19 protein-coding genes are annotated in these 18,804 nt (G+C 72.4%); 12 read left to right on the top strand and 7 right to left on the bottom strand.

Annotated features, from left to right (window positions below; translation table 11 throughout):
* The first annotated feature begins 5 nt into the window (after positions 1–5).
* The 4 genes from AC1DZC_RS06895 (at position 6) to recO (ending at position 4,876) form a co-directional block, all read left to right on the top strand.
* A complete protein-coding gene (locus AC1DZC_RS06895; RefSeq protein WP_477037924.1) occupies positions 6–1,490 on the top strand; it encodes an outer membrane protein assembly factor BamB family protein in 1,485 nt (494 codons plus the stop codon).
* 184 nt (positions 1,491–1,674) lie between these two features.
* Positions 1,675–3,420 (top strand): 2-isopropylmalate synthase, encoded by a 1,746-nt coding sequence (gene leuA, locus AC1DZC_RS06890; RefSeq protein ID WP_477037923.1) that lies wholly within the window; start codon positions 1,675–1,677, stop codon positions 3,418–3,420.
* Between the two features lie 196 nt (positions 3,421–3,616).
* A complete protein-coding gene (locus AC1DZC_RS06885; RefSeq protein ID WP_477042705.1) occupies positions 3,617–4,069 on the top strand; it encodes an NUDIX hydrolase in 453 nt (150 codons plus the stop codon).
* A gap of 75 nt (positions 4,070–4,144) precedes the next feature.
* Positions 4,145–4,876: a DNA repair protein RecO gene (gene recO, locus AC1DZC_RS06880; protein ID WP_477037921.1), complete on the top strand. Its 732-nt coding sequence runs from the start codon at positions 4,145–4,147 to the stop codon at positions 4,874–4,876.
* 27 nt (positions 4,877–4,903) lie between these two features.
* Here the strand turns inward: recO and AC1DZC_RS06875 are convergent, their stop codons facing one another.
* A complete protein-coding gene (locus AC1DZC_RS06875; protein ID WP_477042704.1) occupies positions 4,904–5,386 on the bottom strand; it encodes an SRPBCC family protein in 483 nt (160 codons plus the stop codon).
* A gap of 105 nt (positions 5,387–5,491) precedes the next feature.
* On the opposite strand from AC1DZC_RS06875, the gene AC1DZC_RS06870 reads away from it, so the two are divergent.
* On the top strand, positions 5,492–6,286 hold the full coding sequence (locus AC1DZC_RS06870) for an isoprenyl transferase (protein WP_477042703.1): 795 nt from the start codon (positions 5,492–5,494) through the stop codon (positions 6,284–6,286).
* 11 nt (positions 6,287–6,297) lie between these two features.
* Positions 6,298–6,396 carry a VOC family protein gene (locus tag AC1DZC_RS06865; protein WP_477042702.1) on the top strand — a complete coding sequence of 33 codons (99 nt, stop codon included), beginning with the start codon at positions 6,298–6,300 and terminating at the stop codon, positions 6,394–6,396.
* A gap of 3 nt (positions 6,397–6,399) precedes the next feature.
* Here AC1DZC_RS06865 and AC1DZC_RS06860 read toward each other — a convergent pair whose 3' ends face one another.
* From AC1DZC_RS06860 to AC1DZC_RS06845, 4 genes are read right to left on the bottom strand one after another with little or no spacing between them, the layout of a single operon-like run.
* A complete protein-coding gene (locus tag AC1DZC_RS06860; RefSeq protein WP_477037917.1) occupies positions 6,400–6,951 on the bottom strand; it encodes a DedA family protein in 552 nt (183 codons plus the stop codon).
* The gene (locus AC1DZC_RS06855; RefSeq protein ID WP_477037916.1) at positions 6,948–7,898 is read right to left on the bottom strand and encodes a metal ABC transporter permease; all 951 of its coding nucleotides are present in this window, start codon (positions 7,896–7,898) and stop codon (positions 6,948–6,950) included. The genes AC1DZC_RS06860 and AC1DZC_RS06855 overlap by 4 nt, the downstream gene beginning before the upstream one ends.
* Entirely contained in the window at positions 7,895–8,677 is a 783-nt protein-coding gene (locus AC1DZC_RS06850; RefSeq protein WP_477042701.1) for a metal ABC transporter ATP-binding protein, read from the bottom strand. The genes AC1DZC_RS06855 and AC1DZC_RS06850 overlap by 4 nt, the downstream gene beginning before the upstream one ends.
* A complete protein-coding gene (locus tag AC1DZC_RS06845; protein WP_477042700.1) occupies positions 8,674–9,615 on the bottom strand; it encodes a metal ABC transporter substrate-binding protein in 942 nt (313 codons plus the stop codon). The genes AC1DZC_RS06850 and AC1DZC_RS06845 overlap by 4 nt, the downstream gene beginning before the upstream one ends.
* Before the next feature lie 150 nt (positions 9,616–9,765).
* Here AC1DZC_RS06845 and AC1DZC_RS06840 point away from each other — a divergent pair, with 150 nt between their 5' ends.
* From AC1DZC_RS06840 to dusB, 6 genes are all read left to right on the top strand, one after another.
* Positions 9,766–11,148: a glycine--tRNA ligase gene (locus AC1DZC_RS06840; RefSeq protein ID WP_477042699.1), complete on the top strand. Its 1,383-nt coding sequence runs from the start codon at positions 9,766–9,768 to the stop codon at positions 11,146–11,148.
* A gap of 187 nt (positions 11,149–11,335) precedes the next feature.
* On the top strand, positions 11,336–12,304 hold the full coding sequence (locus tag AC1DZC_RS06835) for an ABC transporter ATP-binding protein (RefSeq protein ID WP_477037912.1): 969 nt from the start codon (positions 11,336–11,338) through the stop codon (positions 12,302–12,304).
* Complete coding sequence (locus AC1DZC_RS06830; RefSeq protein WP_477042698.1) at positions 12,301–13,092, top strand: ABC transporter permease; 792 nt, start codon at positions 12,301–12,303, stop codon at positions 13,090–13,092. The genes AC1DZC_RS06835 and AC1DZC_RS06830 overlap by 4 nt, the downstream gene beginning before the upstream one ends.
* A 53-nt stretch (positions 13,093–13,145) precedes the next feature.
* Positions 13,146–14,399: a sensor histidine kinase gene (locus AC1DZC_RS06825; RefSeq protein ID WP_477042697.1), complete on the top strand. Its 1,254-nt coding sequence runs from the start codon at positions 13,146–13,148 to the stop codon at positions 14,397–14,399.
* Positions 14,396–15,007, top strand: coding sequence for a response regulator transcription factor (locus tag AC1DZC_RS06820; RefSeq protein WP_477042696.1), 612 nt, complete (start codon positions 14,396–14,398; stop codon positions 15,005–15,007). The genes AC1DZC_RS06825 and AC1DZC_RS06820 overlap by 4 nt, the downstream gene beginning before the upstream one ends.
* A gap of 14 nt (positions 15,008–15,021) precedes the next feature.
* Positions 15,022–16,206, top strand: coding sequence for a tRNA dihydrouridine synthase DusB (dusB, locus tag AC1DZC_RS06815; RefSeq protein WP_477042695.1), 1,185 nt, complete (start codon positions 15,022–15,024; stop codon positions 16,204–16,206).
* A gap of 3 nt (positions 16,207–16,209) precedes the next feature.
* On the opposite strand, the gene AC1DZC_RS06810 is transcribed toward dusB, so the two are convergent.
* Together AC1DZC_RS06810 and AC1DZC_RS06805 are read right to left on the bottom strand one after the other, a co-directional pair.
* A complete protein-coding gene (locus tag AC1DZC_RS06810; RefSeq protein ID WP_477042694.1) occupies positions 16,210–17,088 on the bottom strand; it encodes a carbohydrate kinase family protein in 879 nt (292 codons plus the stop codon).
* Positions 17,085–18,791 (bottom strand): glycoside hydrolase family 13 protein, encoded by a 1,707-nt coding sequence (locus AC1DZC_RS06805; RefSeq protein ID WP_477042693.1) that lies wholly within the window; start codon positions 18,789–18,791, stop codon positions 17,085–17,087. Before AC1DZC_RS06805 ends, AC1DZC_RS06810 begins: the two co-directional genes overlap by 4 nt.
* Positions 18,792–18,804 lie beyond the last annotated feature (13 nt).

Genomic DNA, 18,804 nt, shown 5'->3' with positions numbered 1-18,804 from the left:
GGTCCATGGCGGAGCGACGCCTGGCGGAGCGGCCGGCGATGCAGCTCGTGGGACTGGACGAGGACGCGAACGACACGTCGTCGCCCGTCCGGTCTGCGCCCGAACGCCTGCACGAGGCCGCCACCGGCGCGCGCACGTTCGCCTCCCGGCGGCCCGGGACCGCGGGCGCGGTCGTCCTGGCCGTCGTCGGCCTGCTCGCCACGGTCGTCCTCGTCGGGCCTGGGTGGCTGAGCGCGCGTGAGCGTGCCGAGGTGCTGGGACCGGCGGCCTTCGTCGGCGCGGTGGACTCGCTGCGTGCGGCGCCGCAGGTGCGCTGGACGGCGCAGGTCGACGGATCGGCGGCGCCGTTGCTCGTCGGCGACGTCGTCGTGGTGACCACCGGCTCCGTGGAGGACCGCGACCGGCAGATCGTCGGCCTCGACGCGATCACGGGCGCGGGCCGCTGGGCGATCCCCCTCGGCGCCGCCCCGGTGCCAGACTCGGTCACGTGCAAGTCCGTCGGGGACCTGCTCGCCTGCGTCTCCGGCCCCACGCCGACGCCCGACCGGCGCGACCTCGCCCAGGTGCCGGACAGCGACGTCGGGGTCGGGACGCTCTGGGCGATCGACCCGACGGACGGGACCGTCCGAGCGCACCACCCCGTGGCCGGCTGGGTGATGGCGACGGCCGCGGCGGGCTCGGACCTCGTCGTCGCGTCGTACGTGTTCGGGCGGCTCACGATCCGGCGGATCGAGCTGCTGACCGGTCGCAAGGTCTGGGAGACCGAGCGCTTCGTCACGGCCCGGTCGTCGACCAACGGCCGCATCCGGCTGGTCGTCGGGGGCGGGCTGGTCATGGCCAACGGCAACGACAGCACCCTCCTGCTCGACGCCGCCACGGGGGAGCGGCAGGCCCGGTCGACGGAGGCGCTCGGGGTCGACGAGACCCGGCTCGTCGCCGACGGCACCCTCGTGCGCGAGCAGTACCGGATCCTGGGCTCGGCGATCGTCGCCCGTTCCTCGCTGTCCACCGGCGAGGGCGACCCGTGGCTCACCGCCGAGGGGTCTGTGCTCTCGGTCGACGTGTCCGACGGGTCGTCCGGCTTCACGTTCACCTCGGACGGTCTGGGCGTCGATGGCGTCCGGGCGTACCGTCCGGGCTTCGACCAGCAGGCCTGGCAGACGCCGACGCAGGCGACCCGGGTGTCGGTCGACGCCGCCGGACGCGTCGTCGTGCGCAACGGAGGCACCCTCGCCGGGCTCGACGCGGCCGACGGTGCGGTCGTCTGGGTGCGCGACCTCGGTGCGGTGTCCGGGCCTGCGGTCTCGGACGGCCGACGGATCGGGGTCGTCCGGGGCGGCCTCGACGACCGGCCGGTCCTCGTCGCCGTCGACCTGGCGGAGGGGACCATCGAGTGGGAGCTCCCGCTGCCCCCGTCGACGACCCGCGTCGTCCAGCTGGGCACGCAGCTCTACGCCGTCGGCGACGACGCGCTGGTGGCCCTGCGGTGACCCGTGCGATCCCGTCCTGTGGCACAGGTTGCGGAGGGGTCCGGTGTTCGGGGTACGGTGACATCGTGCTCGGGATCACCCTCCTTCTTCGTTGCCGCGACGAGGCCCTCTAGGCCGCATCCTCGTCGCGGTGTCGCGTGTGCCGGCTGACCCCCCGCCGAACGCCCCGAAGGACGAGGACCCCATGAGTTATCTGGAGACGAGCGCGCAGAAGCCGTCGTCGATGCCGGTGCACAAGTACCGTCCCTTCCACGAGCAGATCCGCGTCGACCTGCCCGACCGTCAGTGGCCGGACCGCCGCATCACCAAGGCCCCGCGCTGGTGCGCCGTGGACCTGCGCGACGGCAACCAGGCCCTGATCGAGCCGATGAACCCCGCCCGCAAGCTCGAGATGTTCGAGCTGCTGGTGCAGATGGGCTTCAAGGAGATCGAGGTGGGCTTCCCGTCCGCCTCGCAGACGGACTTCGACTTCGTCCGCAAGCTGATCGAGGACGACCTGATCCCCGACGACGTGGTGATCCAGGTCCTGACGCAGGCGCGCGAGCACCTGATCGAGCGGACGTACGAGGCGATCGCGGGCGCCAAGCAGGCGATCGTGCACCTGTACAACTCGACGTCGACCCTGCAGCGCGAGGTCGTGTTCCGGTCCGACGAGGACGGCATCGTCGACATCGCCGTCTCGGGCGCCCGCTTCTGCAAGAAGTACGAGGAGCTGGTCCCCGACACCGACGTGTTCTACGAGTACTCGCCCGAGTCGTACACGGGGACCGAGCTGGAGTACGCGCTGCGGATCTGCAACGCCGTGCTCGAGGAGCTCGCGCCGACGCCCGACCGCAAGGTGATCATCAACCTGCCGGCGACCGTCGAGATGGCCACCCCGAACGTCTACGCCGACTCGATCGAGTGGATGAGCCGCAACCTGCGCTACCGCGAGAGCGTCGTCCTGTCGCTGCACCCGCACAACGACCGCGGCACGGCCGTCGCGGCCGCCGAGCTGGGCTACCTGGCCGGCGCCGACCGCATCGAGGGCTGCCTCTTCGGCAACGGCGAGCGCACCGGCAACGTCGACCTGGTCACGCTCGGCATGAACCTCTTCAGCCAGGGCGTGGACCCGGAGATCGACTTCTCCGACATCGACCACATCCGCCGCACGGTCGAGCGCTGCAACCAGCTGCCCGTCGCGGAGCGCCACCCGTACGGCGGCGACCTGGTGTTCACGGCCTTCTCCGGGTCGCACCAGGACGCCATCAAGAAGGGCCTGACGGCCATGGAGGTCTCGGCGGCGGCGCAGGGTGTCTCCGTCGACGACCTGGTCTGGGCCGTCCCGTACCTGCCGATCGACCCGAAGGACGTGGGCCGCTCGTACGAGGCGATCATCCGCGTCAACTCGCAGTCCGGTAAGGGCGGCATCTCCTACCTGATGAAGTCCGAGAAGGACCTGGACCTCCCGCGCCGGCTGCAGATCGAGTTCTCGCAGGTGGTGCAGAAGCACACCGACCAGCACGGCACCGAGGTCACGGCCGACGAGCTGTGGCACATCTTCAACGACGAGTACCTGCCGGTCGAGCCGGGCAGCCCGTTCGCACCGTGGGGCCGGTTCTCGCTGCGCGGCACGCGCGGCACGAGCGTCGAGGACGGTCCGGACACCCTCGAGGTCGACCTCGTCGACCGCGGCGTCCAGCGCACGCTGCAGGGGTCCGGCAACGGGCCCGTGGCGGCGTTCGTCTCCGCCCTCAAGGACCTGGGCGTCGACGTGGCGGTGCTCGACTACGCCGAGCACGCGCTCTCGTCGGGCGGGGACGCCGCGGCGGCCGCGTACGTGGAGTGCGCGATCGGCGACGAGATCCTCTGGGGCGTCGGCATCGACCCCTCCATCACGACCGCCTCGCTCAAGGCGATCATCTCGGCCGTCAACCGGCACGAGCGCTGACCCGACGCACCCCCTGACGCCCAGGGCGCCGCACCACCGACGGCGGCTCGCCCTGGCGCGCCCGGTGCTGCCTCGGCGACCCCGAGACGGCACCGAGCGCCGACGTCGCGCTGCCGGTCCCCGCTCCACGCACCCCGCCACCATCACCGGCGGGCGCCTCGGCGGGCACCGGCGGCGCGGCACCTAGGGTGGCCGCATGGACAGGTTCCAGGTCGTCCCGGCCGCCTACGTGGTACTTCGTCGCGACGACGAGGTCCTCCTGCAGCTGCGGCGGGGGACCGGCTACATGGACGGCTACTGGGCCTGCGCGGCGGCCGGGCACGTCGAGCGCGGGGAGTCGGTGGTCGACGCCGCGATCCGTGAGGCGCGCGAGGAGCTGGGGATCGGCGTGGCTGCCGCCGACCTCGTCGGGCTGACGGGCATGCATCGCACGAACGGGACGGGCGCCCCGATCGACGAGCGCGTCGACTGGTTCTTCGAGTGCCGCCGGTTCACGGGCGAGCCTGCCCTCCAGGAGGCCGACAAGGCCGCGGACCTGCGCTGGTTCACGTTCGACGCCCTGCCCGACCCGGTCGTGCCGCACGAGCGCGCGGTGCTGGACGCGCTCGCGGCCGGCTCCGTCCAGGCGGTCATGACCTTCGGGTTCTGACGTTGCCGCGCGATCCGTGACCGACTGCCCCGCGCGCCGAGCCGTCGTGTCGGTGGCGAGGGAGAGAATGAGCACGTGAGCCTCTACCGCGACGAGGCGATCGTGCTGCGCACCCACAAGCTGGGGGAGGCCGACCGCATCGTCACCCTCCTGACCCGGTCGCACGGCAAGGTGCGTGCGGTCGGCAAGGGTGTGCGCCGGACGACCTCCCGGTTCGGCTCGCGGCTGGAGCCGTTCATGCACGTCGACGTGCAGCTGAGCACGGGCCGCAACCTCGACATCGTCACGCAGGCCGAGACGCTCGGCGCGTACGGCCGGCGGGTCTGCGAGGACTACACGCTCTACACGGCCGGCACGGTCATGCTCGAGACGGCCGACCGTCTGGTCGAGGCCGAGCGCGAGCCGTCGGTGCAGCAGTACTGGCTCCTCGTCGGCGCGGTCCGCGCGCTGGCTGGCCGCGACCACGCCCCGGGGCTGGTCCTCGACTCCTACCTGCTGCGCGCGCTGGCCGTCGCCGGCTGGGCGCCGAGCTTCACCGACTGCGCCCGCTGCGGCGAGCCCGGTCCGCACTCCGCCTTCGCGATCGCCTCGGGCGGCGCCGTCTGCCGCGCCTGCCGACCGCCGGGCGCCGCGGCACCCGCCCCGCAGACGTTCGAGCTGCTGGCTGCCCTGCTGGCCGGCGACTGGTCCGTCGCCGACGCGAGCGCCGAGCGGCACCGCGGCGAGGGCAACGGCCTGGTCGCGGCCTTCTGCCAGTTCCATCTCGAGCGCCAGCTGCGCTCGCTGCCGATGGTCGAGAGGGTCTGACCTCCCTCTCGACCATCGGCCACCGACTCAGGCGAGCGCTGTCGCGAAGCGGGAGGGTGCCGGGTCCTTCGAGCCCGTCTCGATGAAGCGGCGCAGGTTCCCCAGGATGTAGGAGCTCCACGCGTCGTCGCAGACCTCGTAGCACTCGTGGTCCGGGACCAGGCCGACGTGCGTGAACACCACCTGGGTGCGGCCGTCGCGCTCGGAGATGTCGAACGTGACGGTGGTACCCGTCCACTCCTGCCGGTCCTCGATGAACGTGAGGTCGCTGTCGAGCACGAGCCAGGCGACACGGCTGCTCGGCACGAGCTCGGTGATGCGGAACTTCGAGTAGTGCACGTCCGTGACCCGATAGCTGAACTCGTCGCCGAGCGCGTCCGTGCTGCCGTCGTACTGCGGCTCGGTGGGTGCGGGCGGTCCGGCCCACCAACCGCGCGGGTTGGTGACGGCCGCGAAGGCCTCCGCGGGGGACTGGTCGACGCTGAAGGACAGGGTGAGGCTCGTGCTCATGGTGTGTCGTTCCTCTCCGATAGGCAACTTAAGGTTGCGTATCACGGTATCCCCGGGGCACGACATAGTGCAACCCTTCGGTTTCAGATCGTGGGGGGCGGCACAATGTCCGTCGTGCCTTCCGTCGAACCGCCGTACCCGCACCCCTCCGGCGCCCGCCCGCCGGCCATCCCCAAGGAGTTCGTGCCCAAGCACGTCGCCGTGGTCATGGACGGCAACGGCCGCTGGGCCAACGCGCGCGGGCTGCCGCGCGTCGAGGGTCACAAGGCGGGGGAGGCGTCGCTGCTCGACGTCGTCGCCGGGGCCATCGAGATCGGCGTGGAGTACGTCTCGGCGTACGCGTTCTCCACCGAGAACTGGTCACGCTCTCCCGACGAGGTCCGCTTCCTCATGGGATTCAACCGCGACGTCCTGCGCCGCCGTCGCGACCTCATGAACTCCTGGGGCGTGCGCGTGCGCTGGGCAGGCCGCCGCCCGAAGCTGTGGCGGTCGGTGATCAACGAGCTGGAGACGGCCGAGGAGCTCACCAGGAACAACTCCACCGTCACGCTGACGATGTGCGTGAACTACGGCGGCCGGGCCGAGATCGCCGACGCCGCGCAGGCGATCGCCCGGGAGGTCGCCGCCGGGCGCGTGAAGCCCGACAAGGTCAACGAGAAGCTCTTCGCCAAGTACCTCGACGAGCCCGAGCTGCCGGACGTCGACCTCTTCCTGCGGTCCTCCGGCGAGCAGCGGACCTCGAACTTCATGATCTGGCAGGCCGCCTACGCCGAGCTCGTGTTCCTCGACGAGCCGTGGCCGGACGTGGACCGCCGGCACCTGTGGCGCGCGGTCGAGACGTACGCGAGCCGCGACCGGCGCTACGGCGGCGCCGTCGACAAGGCCGCCGAACCGGGCTGACCGACGAGGGTGTGGGCGCCACGGTCGTCGCCGAGCACGAGCAGGGTCCGCTCGCGTGGACCGTCCTGGCGGACCCGGACGGCAACCAGTTCTGCGTGTCCCGGGGCTAGAGGTCAGGTCTGGTCGGCCGGGATCGGCGTGCGCGCGCGCCGGGACAGGCGGAACCACACGAGCCCGCCGATCACGGCCGCCACGACGATCACGGCGGCGAGCAACGCCCACGGCGACGCCGAGAAGAGATTGATCGCGCCCCAGACCGCGCCGAAGCCGACGGTCGCCCAGACGACGGCCCAGACCAGCGCGCCGGGGATCGAGGCGAGCGTGAACCGCAGGTAGGGCATCTTGATGATGCCGGCCGACGCGAAGATGGCGGTCTGCAGACCGACGGTCAGGTAGGCCAGGGACACGGCGGGAGCGCCCCAGCGGCGCACGAGTCCGAGGCCCTTCTGCGCCGCGTCCGTGCTGGTCCAGCCCTCGAGCCTGTCCATCGTGGCGTGCCACCAGCCGGGCGAGGCCTCGAGCTGGTGCGTGCCCTGGGCGCCGCGGACGACGCCGCGGCCGGCCCAGTAGGTGCCGTGCGAGCGGGCCATCACGATGACGAACAGCCCGAGGATCGCGATGCCGACGGGCACTCCGCCGAGGTGGTACGCGTCCCGGACGTTCACTCCGCGATGGTACGTGAGGGCGGCGGATCGACTACGGCGTCGTCGACCAGCAGGACGTCGTCGACCATGTCCGGATGGGGGTCCCTCGGTGGCACCGGACGCCTCACCAGCGGACGGACGGACGCCCCGACGCCGTAGACGAGGATCGCCAGGACGACGATCGTCGCGCCGGGCGGGATGTCCTGCCAGTACGTGAGCACCAGGCCGACGACGCTGACCAGGACGCCGATGATGCTCGCCGCGGTCATGGTGCGCCCGAAGGAGCGTGCGTACAGCTGCGCGATCGCGACGGGCACGATCATCAGCGCGCTGACCAGCAGGAGGCCGACCACGCGCATCGCGATCGTCACGGTCAGGGCGGCGATCGTCGCGACGAGCATCGACAGGAACCGCACCGGCAGCCCGCTGGCCCGGGCGAACTCCTCGTCGTGGCTGACCGCGAACAGGGCGGTGCGCAGGCCGAGCCCGACGCCGAGCACGAGGGCCGCCAGGGCGACCGTCCACCACAGGTCGGTCGTCGACACGGTCGAGATCGAGCCGAACAGGTAGCTGATCAGGTTGGCGTTGGTGCCGCCGGCCACCTTGATGAGCAGCACGCCGCCGGCGATCCCGCCGTAGAACATCAGGGCGAGCGCGAGGTCGCCACTGGTGCGGCCGCGTTCTCGGACGAGCTCGATGACGATCGACCCGATGATCGCCGCGATCACGGCACCCGGCACGGCGAGGGCGTCCTGCGGGACGAGACCGGCCCAGCTGCCGACGAGCCAGCCGACCGCGACACCGGTGAGGGCGACGTGCCCGATGCCGTCGCCCATCAGCGCCATGCGCCGCTGGACGAGGAACGTGCCGACGACGGGCGCGGCCGCGCCGACGAGCACCGCGGCGATGAGGGCGCGCTGCATGAGCGGCGAGCTGAGCAGCTCGACCACCTGGTCCCACGCGGTCACGGGAACACCTCCACGTTGAGCGGGGACGGCGGTTCCTCCGGGTCGGAGTGCGCGTGCGTGTGGTCGTGCCACTCGCCGGCGTGCTCGCCGCGGGCGCGGGGCGGGGGACCGTCGTGCGCGACCCGCCCGTGCCGCAGGACCACGGCCCGGTCGATCAGCGGGGCGAACGGCCCGAGCTCGTGCAGGATCACGACGACCGTGGTGCCCGCGTCGTGCAGGCGGCTCACCGTCTCGACGAACGTCGCCTGCGTCGGGATGTCGATGCCGGACGTGGGCTCGTCGAGCACCAGCAGGTCCGGCCGGCGCACGAGCGCGCGGGCGATCAGGACCCGCTGCTGCTGGCCGCCGGACATCTCCTGGACGGCCTGGTGCGAACGGTCACCCAGGCCGACGTCGGCCAGTGCGTCGAGCGCACGCTGCCGGTGCCCATGTGGGCGGCGGAGCGTGCGTCCGTGCAGGAGCCCGGACGTCACCACCTCGAGCGCGGTCGCGGGGACGCCCGAGGCTGCCGGCATGCGCTGGGGCACGTAGCCGATCCGGTGCCAGGGGGCCGACGGGCCCAACGGGGCACCGAACAGGCGCACCGACCCGGTCGTCGTGGGCATCACCCCGAGCAGGCTGCGCACCAGCGTCGACTTGCCGGACCCGTTGGCGCCGAGCAGCGCGAGCACCTCGCCGGGGGCGACGGCCAGGTCGATGCCGGCCAGGATCGGCTGGCCGCCGATGGTCACGCCGAGGCCCGTCGCCTCGATGACAGGGTTGGTCGCAGGGCCGCTCATGAGCACTCCATGGCTGTACGCAGGGCGTCGAGGTTCCGCTGGGCTATCGAGAAGTAGTCGTCCGATGGGTCCGCGAGACCCTCGATCGGGTCCAGGACCGCGGCCGTGATGCCCAGGTCGTCGGCAAGGGTCCGGGCGACCTTCGGGCTGACCAGGCTCTCGAAGAAGATCGTCGTGACGTCCTCGGCGCGCACGAACCGCTCGACCGCGGCGAGCCGCGCGGGCGACGGCTCGGCCTCGGGGTCGATGCCGGAGATCCCGACCTGCTCGAGGTCGTACCGGTCGGCGAGGTAGCCGAACGCCTCGTGCGAGGTGACGAACGTGCGGGTCGCGCACGACGCCAGGCCCGCGTCGTACGCCTTGTCGAGCTCCGTGAACCGGGCGTTCAACGAGGCCGCGTTCGCCGCGTAGAGCGAGGCGCCGGCGGGGTCGATCTCGGCGAGGGTGCCGGCGACGTCGTCGACGAGCGCGGGCATGCGCGTCGGGTCGAGCCAGAAGTGCGGGTCGAGGGTGCCGTGCTCGTGCTCGTCGGCCAACGGGTCGCCCGAACCGACCTCGTGCGTGTGCTCCTCCTCGGGCGTGAGCAGCGTAGTGTCCGCCGCCGCGTCGATCACGTGGCCCGGGCTCGTGAGCGCGACCGCGTCGTCGACGGCGGACTGGAAGCCGGAGAGGTAGACGACGAGGTCCGCACGGTCGAGCCGGGAGACCTGCGCGGGGGAGAGCTCGACGTCGTGCGGCTCGGCCCCGGGGGGCGTCAGGGAGCGCACCGTGACCCGGTCGCCACCGACCTGCTCGGCGACGAACTGCAGGGGGTAGAACGACGCCATGACGTCGACGGTCCCGTCGCGCACGCCCTCGGTGGCGTCGGCCGAGCAGCCGGCGAGCAGGGTCGGAACGACCACCAGCAGCGCCGCGACCCAGGGCGCGCGGGAGAGCATGGGGATCATTCTCACTTTAATCGAGAACCATTGTCAAAACGAGGCGTGCCCGTGGCCGGTAGCCTGGAGCGCTGCTCAATCCGCGACGCCGTCGCGGTCCGTCCGCCCGCGACACCCAGCCGCGGGCGCCACCACCTGGAGTGATCGAACGTGGCACCTTCCCGCCTGGACTCTGTCGTCTCCCTCGCCAAGCGGCGCGGCTTCGTCTTCCCCAGCGGTGAGATCTACGGCGGTACGAGGTCGGCCTGGGACTACGGACCCCTCGGGGTCGAGCTCAAGGAGAACATCAAGCGCCAGTGGTGGCGCGCGATGGTGACCAGCCGCGAGGACATCGTCGGCCTGGACTCCTCGGTCATCCTGCCCCGTCAGGTCTGGGTCGCCTCCGGCCACGTCGGTGTCTTCACCGACCCGCTGACCGAGTGCCTGAACTGCCACAAGCGGTTCCGCGAGGACCACCTGCTCGAGGAGTTCGAGGAGAAGAAGGGCCGCGTGCCCGAGAACGGCCTGGGCGACATCGCCTGCCCGAACTGCGGCACCCGCGGCCAGTGGACCGAGCCGCGCGACTTCAACATGATGCTCAAGACGTACCTCGGCCCTGTCGAGGACGAGTCCGGCCTGCACTACCTGCGGCCCGAGACCGCGCAGGGCATCTTCGTGAACTTCGCCAACGTGTCGACGACGGCCCGCAAGAAGCCGCCGTTCGGCATCGGCCAGATCGGCAAGTCGTTCCGCAACGAGATCACGCCCGGCAACTTCATCTTCCGCACGCGCGAGTTCGAGCAGATGGAGATGGAGTTCTTCGTCGAGCCCGGCACCGACGAGCAGTGGCACCAGTACTGGATCGACACGCGCACCGACTGGTACGTCGACCTGGGCATCTCCCGCGACAACCTGCGGCACTTCGAGCACCCGAAGGAGAAGCTGTCGCACTACTCGAAGCGCACGGTGGACATCGAGTACAAGTTCGGCTTCCAGGGCAGCGAGTGGGGCGAGCTCGAGGGCATCGCCAACCGCACCGACTTCGACCTCAAGACGCACACCGAGCACTCCGGCCAGGACCTGTCGTACTTCGACCAGGCGACGAACACCCGGTACGTGCCGTACGTCATCGAGCCCGCGGCCGGCCTGACCCGGTCGCTGATGGCGTTCCTGGTCGAGTCCTACACCGAGGACGAGGCGCCCAACACCAAGGGCGGCGTCGACGTCCGCACCGTGCTCAAGCTCGACCCGCGACTGGCGCCGGTCAAGGCCGCGGTCCTGCCGCTGTCGCGCAACGAGGCCCTGTCGCCGAAGGCCCGCGACCTGGCCGCCGAGCTGCGACGCAACTGGAACGTCGACTTCGACGACGCCGGCGCCATCGGTCGCCGCTACCGCCGCCAGGACGAGATCGGCACGCCGTTCTGCATCACGGTCGACTTCGACACGCTCGAGGACCAGGCCGTCACCATCCGGCACCGCGACGACATGACGCAGGAGCGGGTCTCGCTCGACCAGGTGACCGGCTACCTCGCGGCTCGCCTGATCGGCGCCTGACCGACCGACGAGAACGGGCCGGCAGCCAGCCGCGCTGCCGGCCCGTGGTCGTGTCTCGTCAATCGGCGAGCCTGCCGCCGACGGACAGCAGTGCGGGGACGCGCCAGGTTGAGTCGTGACATCCGTCATCCCGAACGGGTGACGCGCGACGGGGGAGCGCACCGTCCGTCGTCGCCAGGATCAAGTCATGACCTTCACCGACACGCTCCCCACCCCGGCCCCGGCCGGGTCGGGCCCGCTGGCGATCGACCTGCGCGGGCTGCACAAGTCCTTCGGCACCGTGCGTGCCGTCGACGGGATCGACCTGGCCGTGACGCCGGGCGAGATCGTCGCCTTCCTCGGCCCGAACGGCGCCGGGAAGACGACCACCATCGACATGCTTCTCGGCCTCGCGACACCGGACGCCGGCACCGTGAGCGTCCTTGGGCTCGAGCCCTCTCGGGCGATCGCCGAGGGCCGCGTCTCCGCCGTCATGCAGAGCGGCGGCCTGCTCAAGGACCTGACGGTCGGCGAGACGGTCGAGCTGACCGGATCGTTCTTCCGGTCGTCGCGGACCGCCGAGGAGGTGCTCACGCGGGCCGGGATCGCCGACATCGCCGACCGCCGCGTGGGCAAGTGCTCCGGCGGCCAGCAGCAGCGGCTGCGGTTCGCGCTGGCCCTGCTGCCCGACCCCGACGTCATCGTCCTGGACGAGCCGACCACCGGGATGGACGTCGAGGGGCGTCGCGACTTCTGGACCGCGCTGCGGACCGATGCGTCCCGCGGCCGGACGATCCTGTTCGCGACCCACTACCTGGAGGAGGCCGACGCCTACGCGGACAGGATCGTGCTGGTCAGCCACGGCAAGATCGTCGCCGACGGCTCGGCGGCCCAGGTCAAGAACCTCGCGTCGGGGCGGCTCGTGAGCGCGTCGCTGCCCGACATCACGCGCGCCGAGTCGACCGCGCTGGAGGCACTGCCGGGCGTCCAGGGCGTCGAGCTGCGCGGCGACCGCCTGCTGGTCCGCACGTCCGACTCGGACGGGGTCGCGCGGCACCTGCTCACCACCACGAAGGCCACCGACATCGAGATCACGGCCCGCGGGCTCGAGGACGCGTTCCTCGCGCTCACCGGCGACCACACCGGTCCCGCGACGAACACTGGGAGCAACGCATGAGCGCCGTCACCGTCACCGCGACACGGACCACCGCCGACCGCGCGCCGCGCACCGGCCTGATCAACCGCCAGTTCCTGGCGATCGAGCTGCGCCGGCTGGTCCGCAACCGACGGACCGTCATCTTCACGCTCGTGATGCCGCCGGTGTTCTTCCTGCTCTTCGGTACCGCCGACGACTACACGACGCAGTCGGTCGGCCACGCCAACGTGACCGCCTACATCATGGTCTCGATGGCCCTCTACGGCGCCATGATCGCCACGACGAGCGGCGGCGCGAGCGTCTCCGTCGAGCGCGCGCAGGGCTGGACCCGACAGCTGCGGCTGACCCCGCTGCGACCGTCCACCTACGTGTTCACCAAGGTCGCCGTGGCGATGGTGATGGGACTCGTGGCCGTGATCGTCGTCGGCGCCGTCGGCCTCGCGTCCGGTGCGACCGGCAGCGGCACGGTGCTCGCCGAGTCGCTGGCGCTCGCCTGGATCGGCTCGATCGTGTTCGCCGCGTTCGGCCTGTTCATGGGCTACCTGCTGCCGTCGGAGAACGTCATGCAGATCCTCGGCCCGTCGCTCGCCCTCCTGGCCTTCGCCGGTGGCCTGTTCGTCCCGCTCGGCGAGGGCGTCTTCGCGACGCTCGCCAAGTTCACGCCGACCTACGGCCTCGCCGAGCTGGTCCGCGCGCCGCTGACGGGCGACGGGGTCAGCATGTGGGCCGTCGTCAACGTGGTCGCCTGGGCCGCGGTGTTCGGGTTCGGCGCGGCCTGGCGGTTCCGCCGCGACACGGCACGCGTGTGACGAGACGGTCCGACGGTCTGTTCGAGTCAGAACGCGCGACTACCGTGGACGCCGTGAGGCGCAGAGCGGAGGTCGACAGCGGTCCGTCGGCCGTGCGCGACGTCCCGGGCGCCCCGGAGTCGTGGCAGGTGAAGGACCACGGCCCGCGGCAGCCGCGCTGGGGCGGTCGGAGTGCCTTCGTGAGCGACGAGGACGGTCTCGAGCGGCCACGCGTGCGCAAGGTCATGCGCGTCGTCGGGCCGCTCATGGGCGTCGTCTGGGTGGTCTTCCTGCTCCAGCCGTGGTCCGTCGCCTGGGACAGCCCGCCCGGCGTCGAGCGCACGGTGTCGCTGATCGCGATCGCGGGGCTCGGCGCGAGCTTCGCGTGGGTGGTGCTCACCCGGGCAGGACCTCACCGCGGCCGCGTCCCCTCGGACGCCGTGACCGCGCTGGTGCTCACCGGGCAGCTACTGCTCGTCGCGCTCTCGTGCCTGGCGACCCAGGAGCAGGGGCTCGGCGGGATCGTGTTCGTCTGCGTGTCGGCCGTGTTCCTCATGCGGGACCCGAGGGCGCTGCTCGTCGCCGTCCTGGCGGTGGTGGTGGTCGTGGTCGTGCCGCGCGTCATCCCCGGCTGGGAGCCGATCGACGACCTGATCATCTCCGTCGTCCTCGCATCGTTCGCGGTCTACGGCTTCACGCAGCTCGTCCTGCGCAACCGGCAGCTCCAGCTCGCGCAGGACGAGGTCGCGGTCCTCGCGGTCGAGCGGGAGCGGGAGCGGATCGCCCGCGACATGCACGACATCCTGGGCCACTCCCTGACCGTCATCTCGGTGAAGGCGGAGCTCGCCGGCAAGCTGTTCGACGTCGACGCCGACCGGTCCCGGGCCGAGATCGCCGAGGTGCAGGCCCTGGCCCGAGCCGCGCTCGCGGACGTGCGGGGGATGGTCACCGCCACCCGCGCCGTGACGCTCGCGGGCGAGCTCGCCGGTGCGCGGCAGGCGTTCGACGCCGCCGGCATCGAGGCGGACGTCCCGGGCACCGTCGACGAGGTCCCGGACCACCTGCGCGAGCTGTTCGCGTGGGCGCTGCGGGAGGGGACGACGAACGTCCTGCGCCACGCGGCCGCCTCGCGCGTCCGCGTCACCATGTCCTGCGACACCCTGACCGTCGACGACGACGGCTACGGCCCGGCGCTCGTCGACTCTGTCCCGGGCAACGGGCTGAACGGGCTGACCGAACGTGCCCGCGCCGCGCGCGCCCGCGTCACCGTGACCGCCAGCCCCCTGGGCGGGTACCGCCTGCTCGTCACGACGAAGGACGCCCGATGATCCGCCTGCTGCTCGCGGACGACCAGGCCCTGGTCCGCGGAGCGCTCGCCGCCCTGCTCGACCTCGAGCCCGACCTCACGGTGGTCGCCCAGGTGGGCCGCGGCGACGAGGTGGTCGAGGCCGCGCGCACGCACCACGCGGACGTCGCCCTGCTCGACGTCGAGATGCCGGGCATCGACGGGATCGCCGCCGCGGCCGCGCTCAAGACCCAGTACCCGGCGTGCCGGTCGCTCATCGTCACCACCTTCGGCCGCCCCGGGTACGTCCGGCACGCGCTCGACGCGGGTGCCAGCGGATTCGTCGTCAAGGACACCCCGGCCGACCAGCTCGCCGACGCCGTGCGGCGCGTCCACCAGGGACTTCGCGTCATCGACCCCGAGCTCGCGGTCGAGTCGCTGGCCGTCGGGCAGAGCCCGTTGACCGACCGGGAACGCGACGTCCTGGTCGTCGCGGCGACCGGGGGGACCGTCGCCGACATCGCCCGCGAGACGTTCCTGTCCGAGGGCACGGTCCGCAACTACCTGTCCGCCGCCATGGGCAAGACGGGCGCCCGGACCCGTGCGGAGGCCGTCCGGCTGGCCCAGGAGTACGGCTGGTTGCTCGGCTGAGCGACAATGGAGCCATGACCGTCTCTACTCCAGTGGCACCCACGCGCCCGGGCGCCGTGCTGCCGCCGTTGCAGATCGGCCCGCTCACCATCGACACGCCCGTCGTCCTGGCCCCCATGGCCGGCGTCACCAACGCCGCGTTCCGGCGCCTGTGCCGCGAGTCCGGGGCGGGTCTGTACGTCGCCGAGATGGTGACGTCGCGCGCGCTGGTCGAGCGCGGCGAGGAGTCGATGCGGATCATCTCGCACGAGCCCGACGAGCGTCCGCGGTCGGTGCAGGTCTACGGCGTCGACCCCGCGACGGTGGCCGCCGCCGTCCGGCTCATCGCCTCCGAGGACCGCGCCGACCACGTCGACCTCAACTTCGGCTGCCCGGTGCCCAAGGTCACCCGCCGCGGCGGGGGAGCGGTGCTGCCCTGGAAGCGGGACCTGTTCCGCGCCATCATCACGGCCGCGGTCGACGCGGCCTCGCCCTACGGCGTGCCGGTCACCGTGAAGATGCGCAAGGGGATCGACGACGACCACCTGACCTACCTCGAGGCCGGGCTCGTCGCGCAGGAGGTCGGTGTCGCGGCGGTCGCGCTGCACGCCCGCACCGCCGCCGACTACTACTCGGGCACCGCCGACTGGGACGCCATCGCGCAGCTCAAGGCCACGGTCACGGACATCCCCGTGCTCGGCAACGGCGACATCTGGTCGGCCGAGGACGCGCTCGAGATGGTCGCCCAGACCGGCTGCGACGGCGTCGTCGTCGGCCGCGGCTGCCAGGGCCGGCCGTGGCTGTTCGCGGACCTCGCGGCGGCGTTCGCCGGGTCCGACGAGCGCGTGAAGCCCGGTCTCGGCTACGTCGCGACGGTCGTGCGACGGCATGCCGAGCTGATGGTCGAGCACTTCGGCGACGAGGGCAAGGCGCTGCGCGAGATGCGCAAGCACATGGCCTGGTACTTCAAGGGGTACGTCGTGGGCGGCGAGACCCGGGCTGCGCTCGGGCTGGTGTCGACGATGGCCGAGCTCGACGACCTCCTGGCCGGCCTGGACCTCGAGCAGGGCTACCCGGGCGCGGGCGCCGAAGGCCAGCGCGGGCGCGCCGGCTCGCCCAAGCGACCGCTGCTCCCGTACGGCTGGCTCGACTCGCGCGAGCTCTCCCCGGAGTTCGCCAAGGCGCTCCACGAGGCAGAGCTGAGCGTCTCGGGCGGCTGACCGTCAGGCGCGGTGGACCGCCACCTCGGCCGCCAGGCGCGCGACCTCGTCGCGGGTGGCGTGCGGGGCCCCGAGCGCGCGCGTGCCGACGGCCAGCGCGCCGGCCGCTGCGCCGTGGGCGAGGGCTGTCGTCGTCGGCAGACCGTCGAGGACCGCGGCCAGGAGGCCCGCGAGGAACGCGTCGCCCGCGCCGTTGGTGTCGACGACCCGCGCGGGCGCCGTCCCGACCGTGATCCAGCCGTCTGCGTCGAGCGCGATCGCGCCGGCCGCGCCGTGCGTGCAGACCGCGAGCCGGCAGCCTCGTGCCACGGCGTCCGCCAGGTACGCACGCGGGTCCGCCAGGCGGGCCGCGCTCACCAGCAGCACGTCCGCCGCGGCCACGAACTCGCGCTGGAACGAGGCGGTCCCGTCGTCGTCGTGCACGTCGCACCAGACGGGGACGCCGGCCGCACGGGCGGCGCCGAGCAGCGGCCGGCTGTGGTCGGCGAGGTCGAGGACGGCGACGTCGAACCCGTCGAACGAGGGCACCGGTCCGGGGACCGGCGTCGGCAGCTCGAGGTAGATCGAGACGCGGCCGCCGTCGTCGGCCATGAGGTTGACGTGCCGCTCGGTCCGTCGATCGACCGCCTCGAGCACGTCGAGGCGCACGGCGGACAGCGCGGAGCGCACGTCCACTCCGAACGCATCGTCGCCCAGGACGGTCCGCAGCGTGACGTCCACCCCGAGCGCCGCCAGCGTCACGGCCTTGCCCGCCGACGTCCCGCCCAGCCCGTCGTCGTGCGACTGCGCGAAGACCGTCTGGGAGACCGCGCCCGGCAGTGCCGGCAGCCGGACGAGCGTGTTCCAGGACGCCGGACCGTTGACCAGCACCCGGCCCGTCATCGTGGCAGGCGTGCCCAGACCGTGGCGTCCGAGGGAACCTCGTCACCGTCGAGCTCGGTCGAGGCCAGCAGGACCTCGGCACCGGGCGGCAGCGGGACGGGCGACGACCCGAGGTTCGCGACGACGAGCACGGTCCGGTTGGTGAACGCGATGACGTCGTCGCCGAGCCCGGGCACCCACGCGAGGCCGCCGGAGCCGAGCGCCGACGACCGCCGCAGGGCGAGCGCCGACCGGTAGGTCTCGTAGGTCGAGCCGGGCACACCGCGCTGCGCGTCGAGCGCGTAGGACGCCCAGTCGGCGGGCTGCGGCAGCCAGGTCACCCCGGTCGGCGAGAACCCGAACCCGGGCTGGTCCGACGCCCACGGCAGGGGAACCCGGCAGCCGTCGCGACCCCGCTCCGCGCCCCCGGTCCGGAAGAACGCGGGGTCCTGGCGCAGGTCGTCGTCGAGCGCGGTGTGGTCGGGGAGGCCGAGCTCCTCGCCCTGGTAGACGTAGGCCGAGCCGGGCAGACCGAGCATGAGCAGCGAGGCGGCACGTGCCCGGCGCAGGCCGAGTGCCTCGTCGGGCTGCTCGTCGCCGTGGCCGATGCCGTTGGGGCGCGAGCCCGGCTCCGCCAGGCCGAGCCGCGACGCGTGCCGCACCACGTCGTGGTTGGACAGGACCCACGTGGTCGGGGCGCCGACGGCGTCGGCGGTCGCGTAGGACGCCTCGATCACCGTGCGCAGGGCGGGCGCGTCCCAGTGCGTCGCGAGGAACGCGAAGTTGAAGGCCTGCTGCATCTCGTCGGGCCGGATGTAGCGGGTCAGCCGCGACAGCGGGTCCACCCAGGCCTCCGCGACGAGCGCGCGGTCGCCGTCGTAGGTGGCGAGCACCCGGTTCCAGGCCCGGTAGATGTCGTGCACGCCGTCCTGGTCGAACATCGGACCGCGATTTCCAGCGCCGGAGCTGCCGTCGGTGGGCTCTGCGTCGTCGGAGTCCGTGCCCTCGATCATCGACACGTGCCCGTCCCAGTCGGGCAGCCCGGGCTCCTTGACCATGCCGTGCGCGACATCGACGCGGAAGCCGTCCACGCCGCGGTCGAGCCAGAAGCGCAGGATGTCCTCGAACTCGGCGTGGACCTGCGGGTTCTCCCAGTCGAGGTCGGGCTGGCGGGAGTCGAACAGGTGCAGGTACCACTGGCCGTCGGGCACGCGCGTCCACGCGGCGCCGCCGAAGATCGACTCCCAGTTGTTCGGGGGAAGCTCGCCGGAGACACCGCGGCCGTCGCGGAACAGGTACCGCGCGCGCTCGGGGGAGCCGGGCTCGGAGGCGAGGGCGGCCTGGAACCAGACGTGCTCGTCGGACGTGTGGTTGGGCACGAGGTCGACCAGGACGCGCAGACCCAGGCCGTGCGCGCGGGCGAGCAGCTCGTCGAAGTCGGCCAGGGACCCGAACAGCGGATCGACCTGGCGGTAGTCGGCGACGTCGTAGCCGGCGTCGGCCTGCGGGGACCGGTAGAACGGCGAGAGCCAGATGGCGTCGACGCCGAGCTCGGCCAGGTGGTCGAGGCGGGAGGTCACGCCGGGCAGGTCGCCGATGCCGTCGCCCGAGGCGTCGGCGAACGAGCGGGGGTAGACCTGGTAGATCACCGCGTCGCGCCACCACTCGCCCTCGGGGGACCCGGGGCGGTGGACGATCAGCTGCGGGAGGTCGGTCGTGGTCATGCGGGCAGAGCCT

The organism is Cellulomonas sp. P2_B4 (genome assembly GCF_056404795.1).
This window is presented reverse-complemented; position numbering and strand designations above follow the sequence as displayed.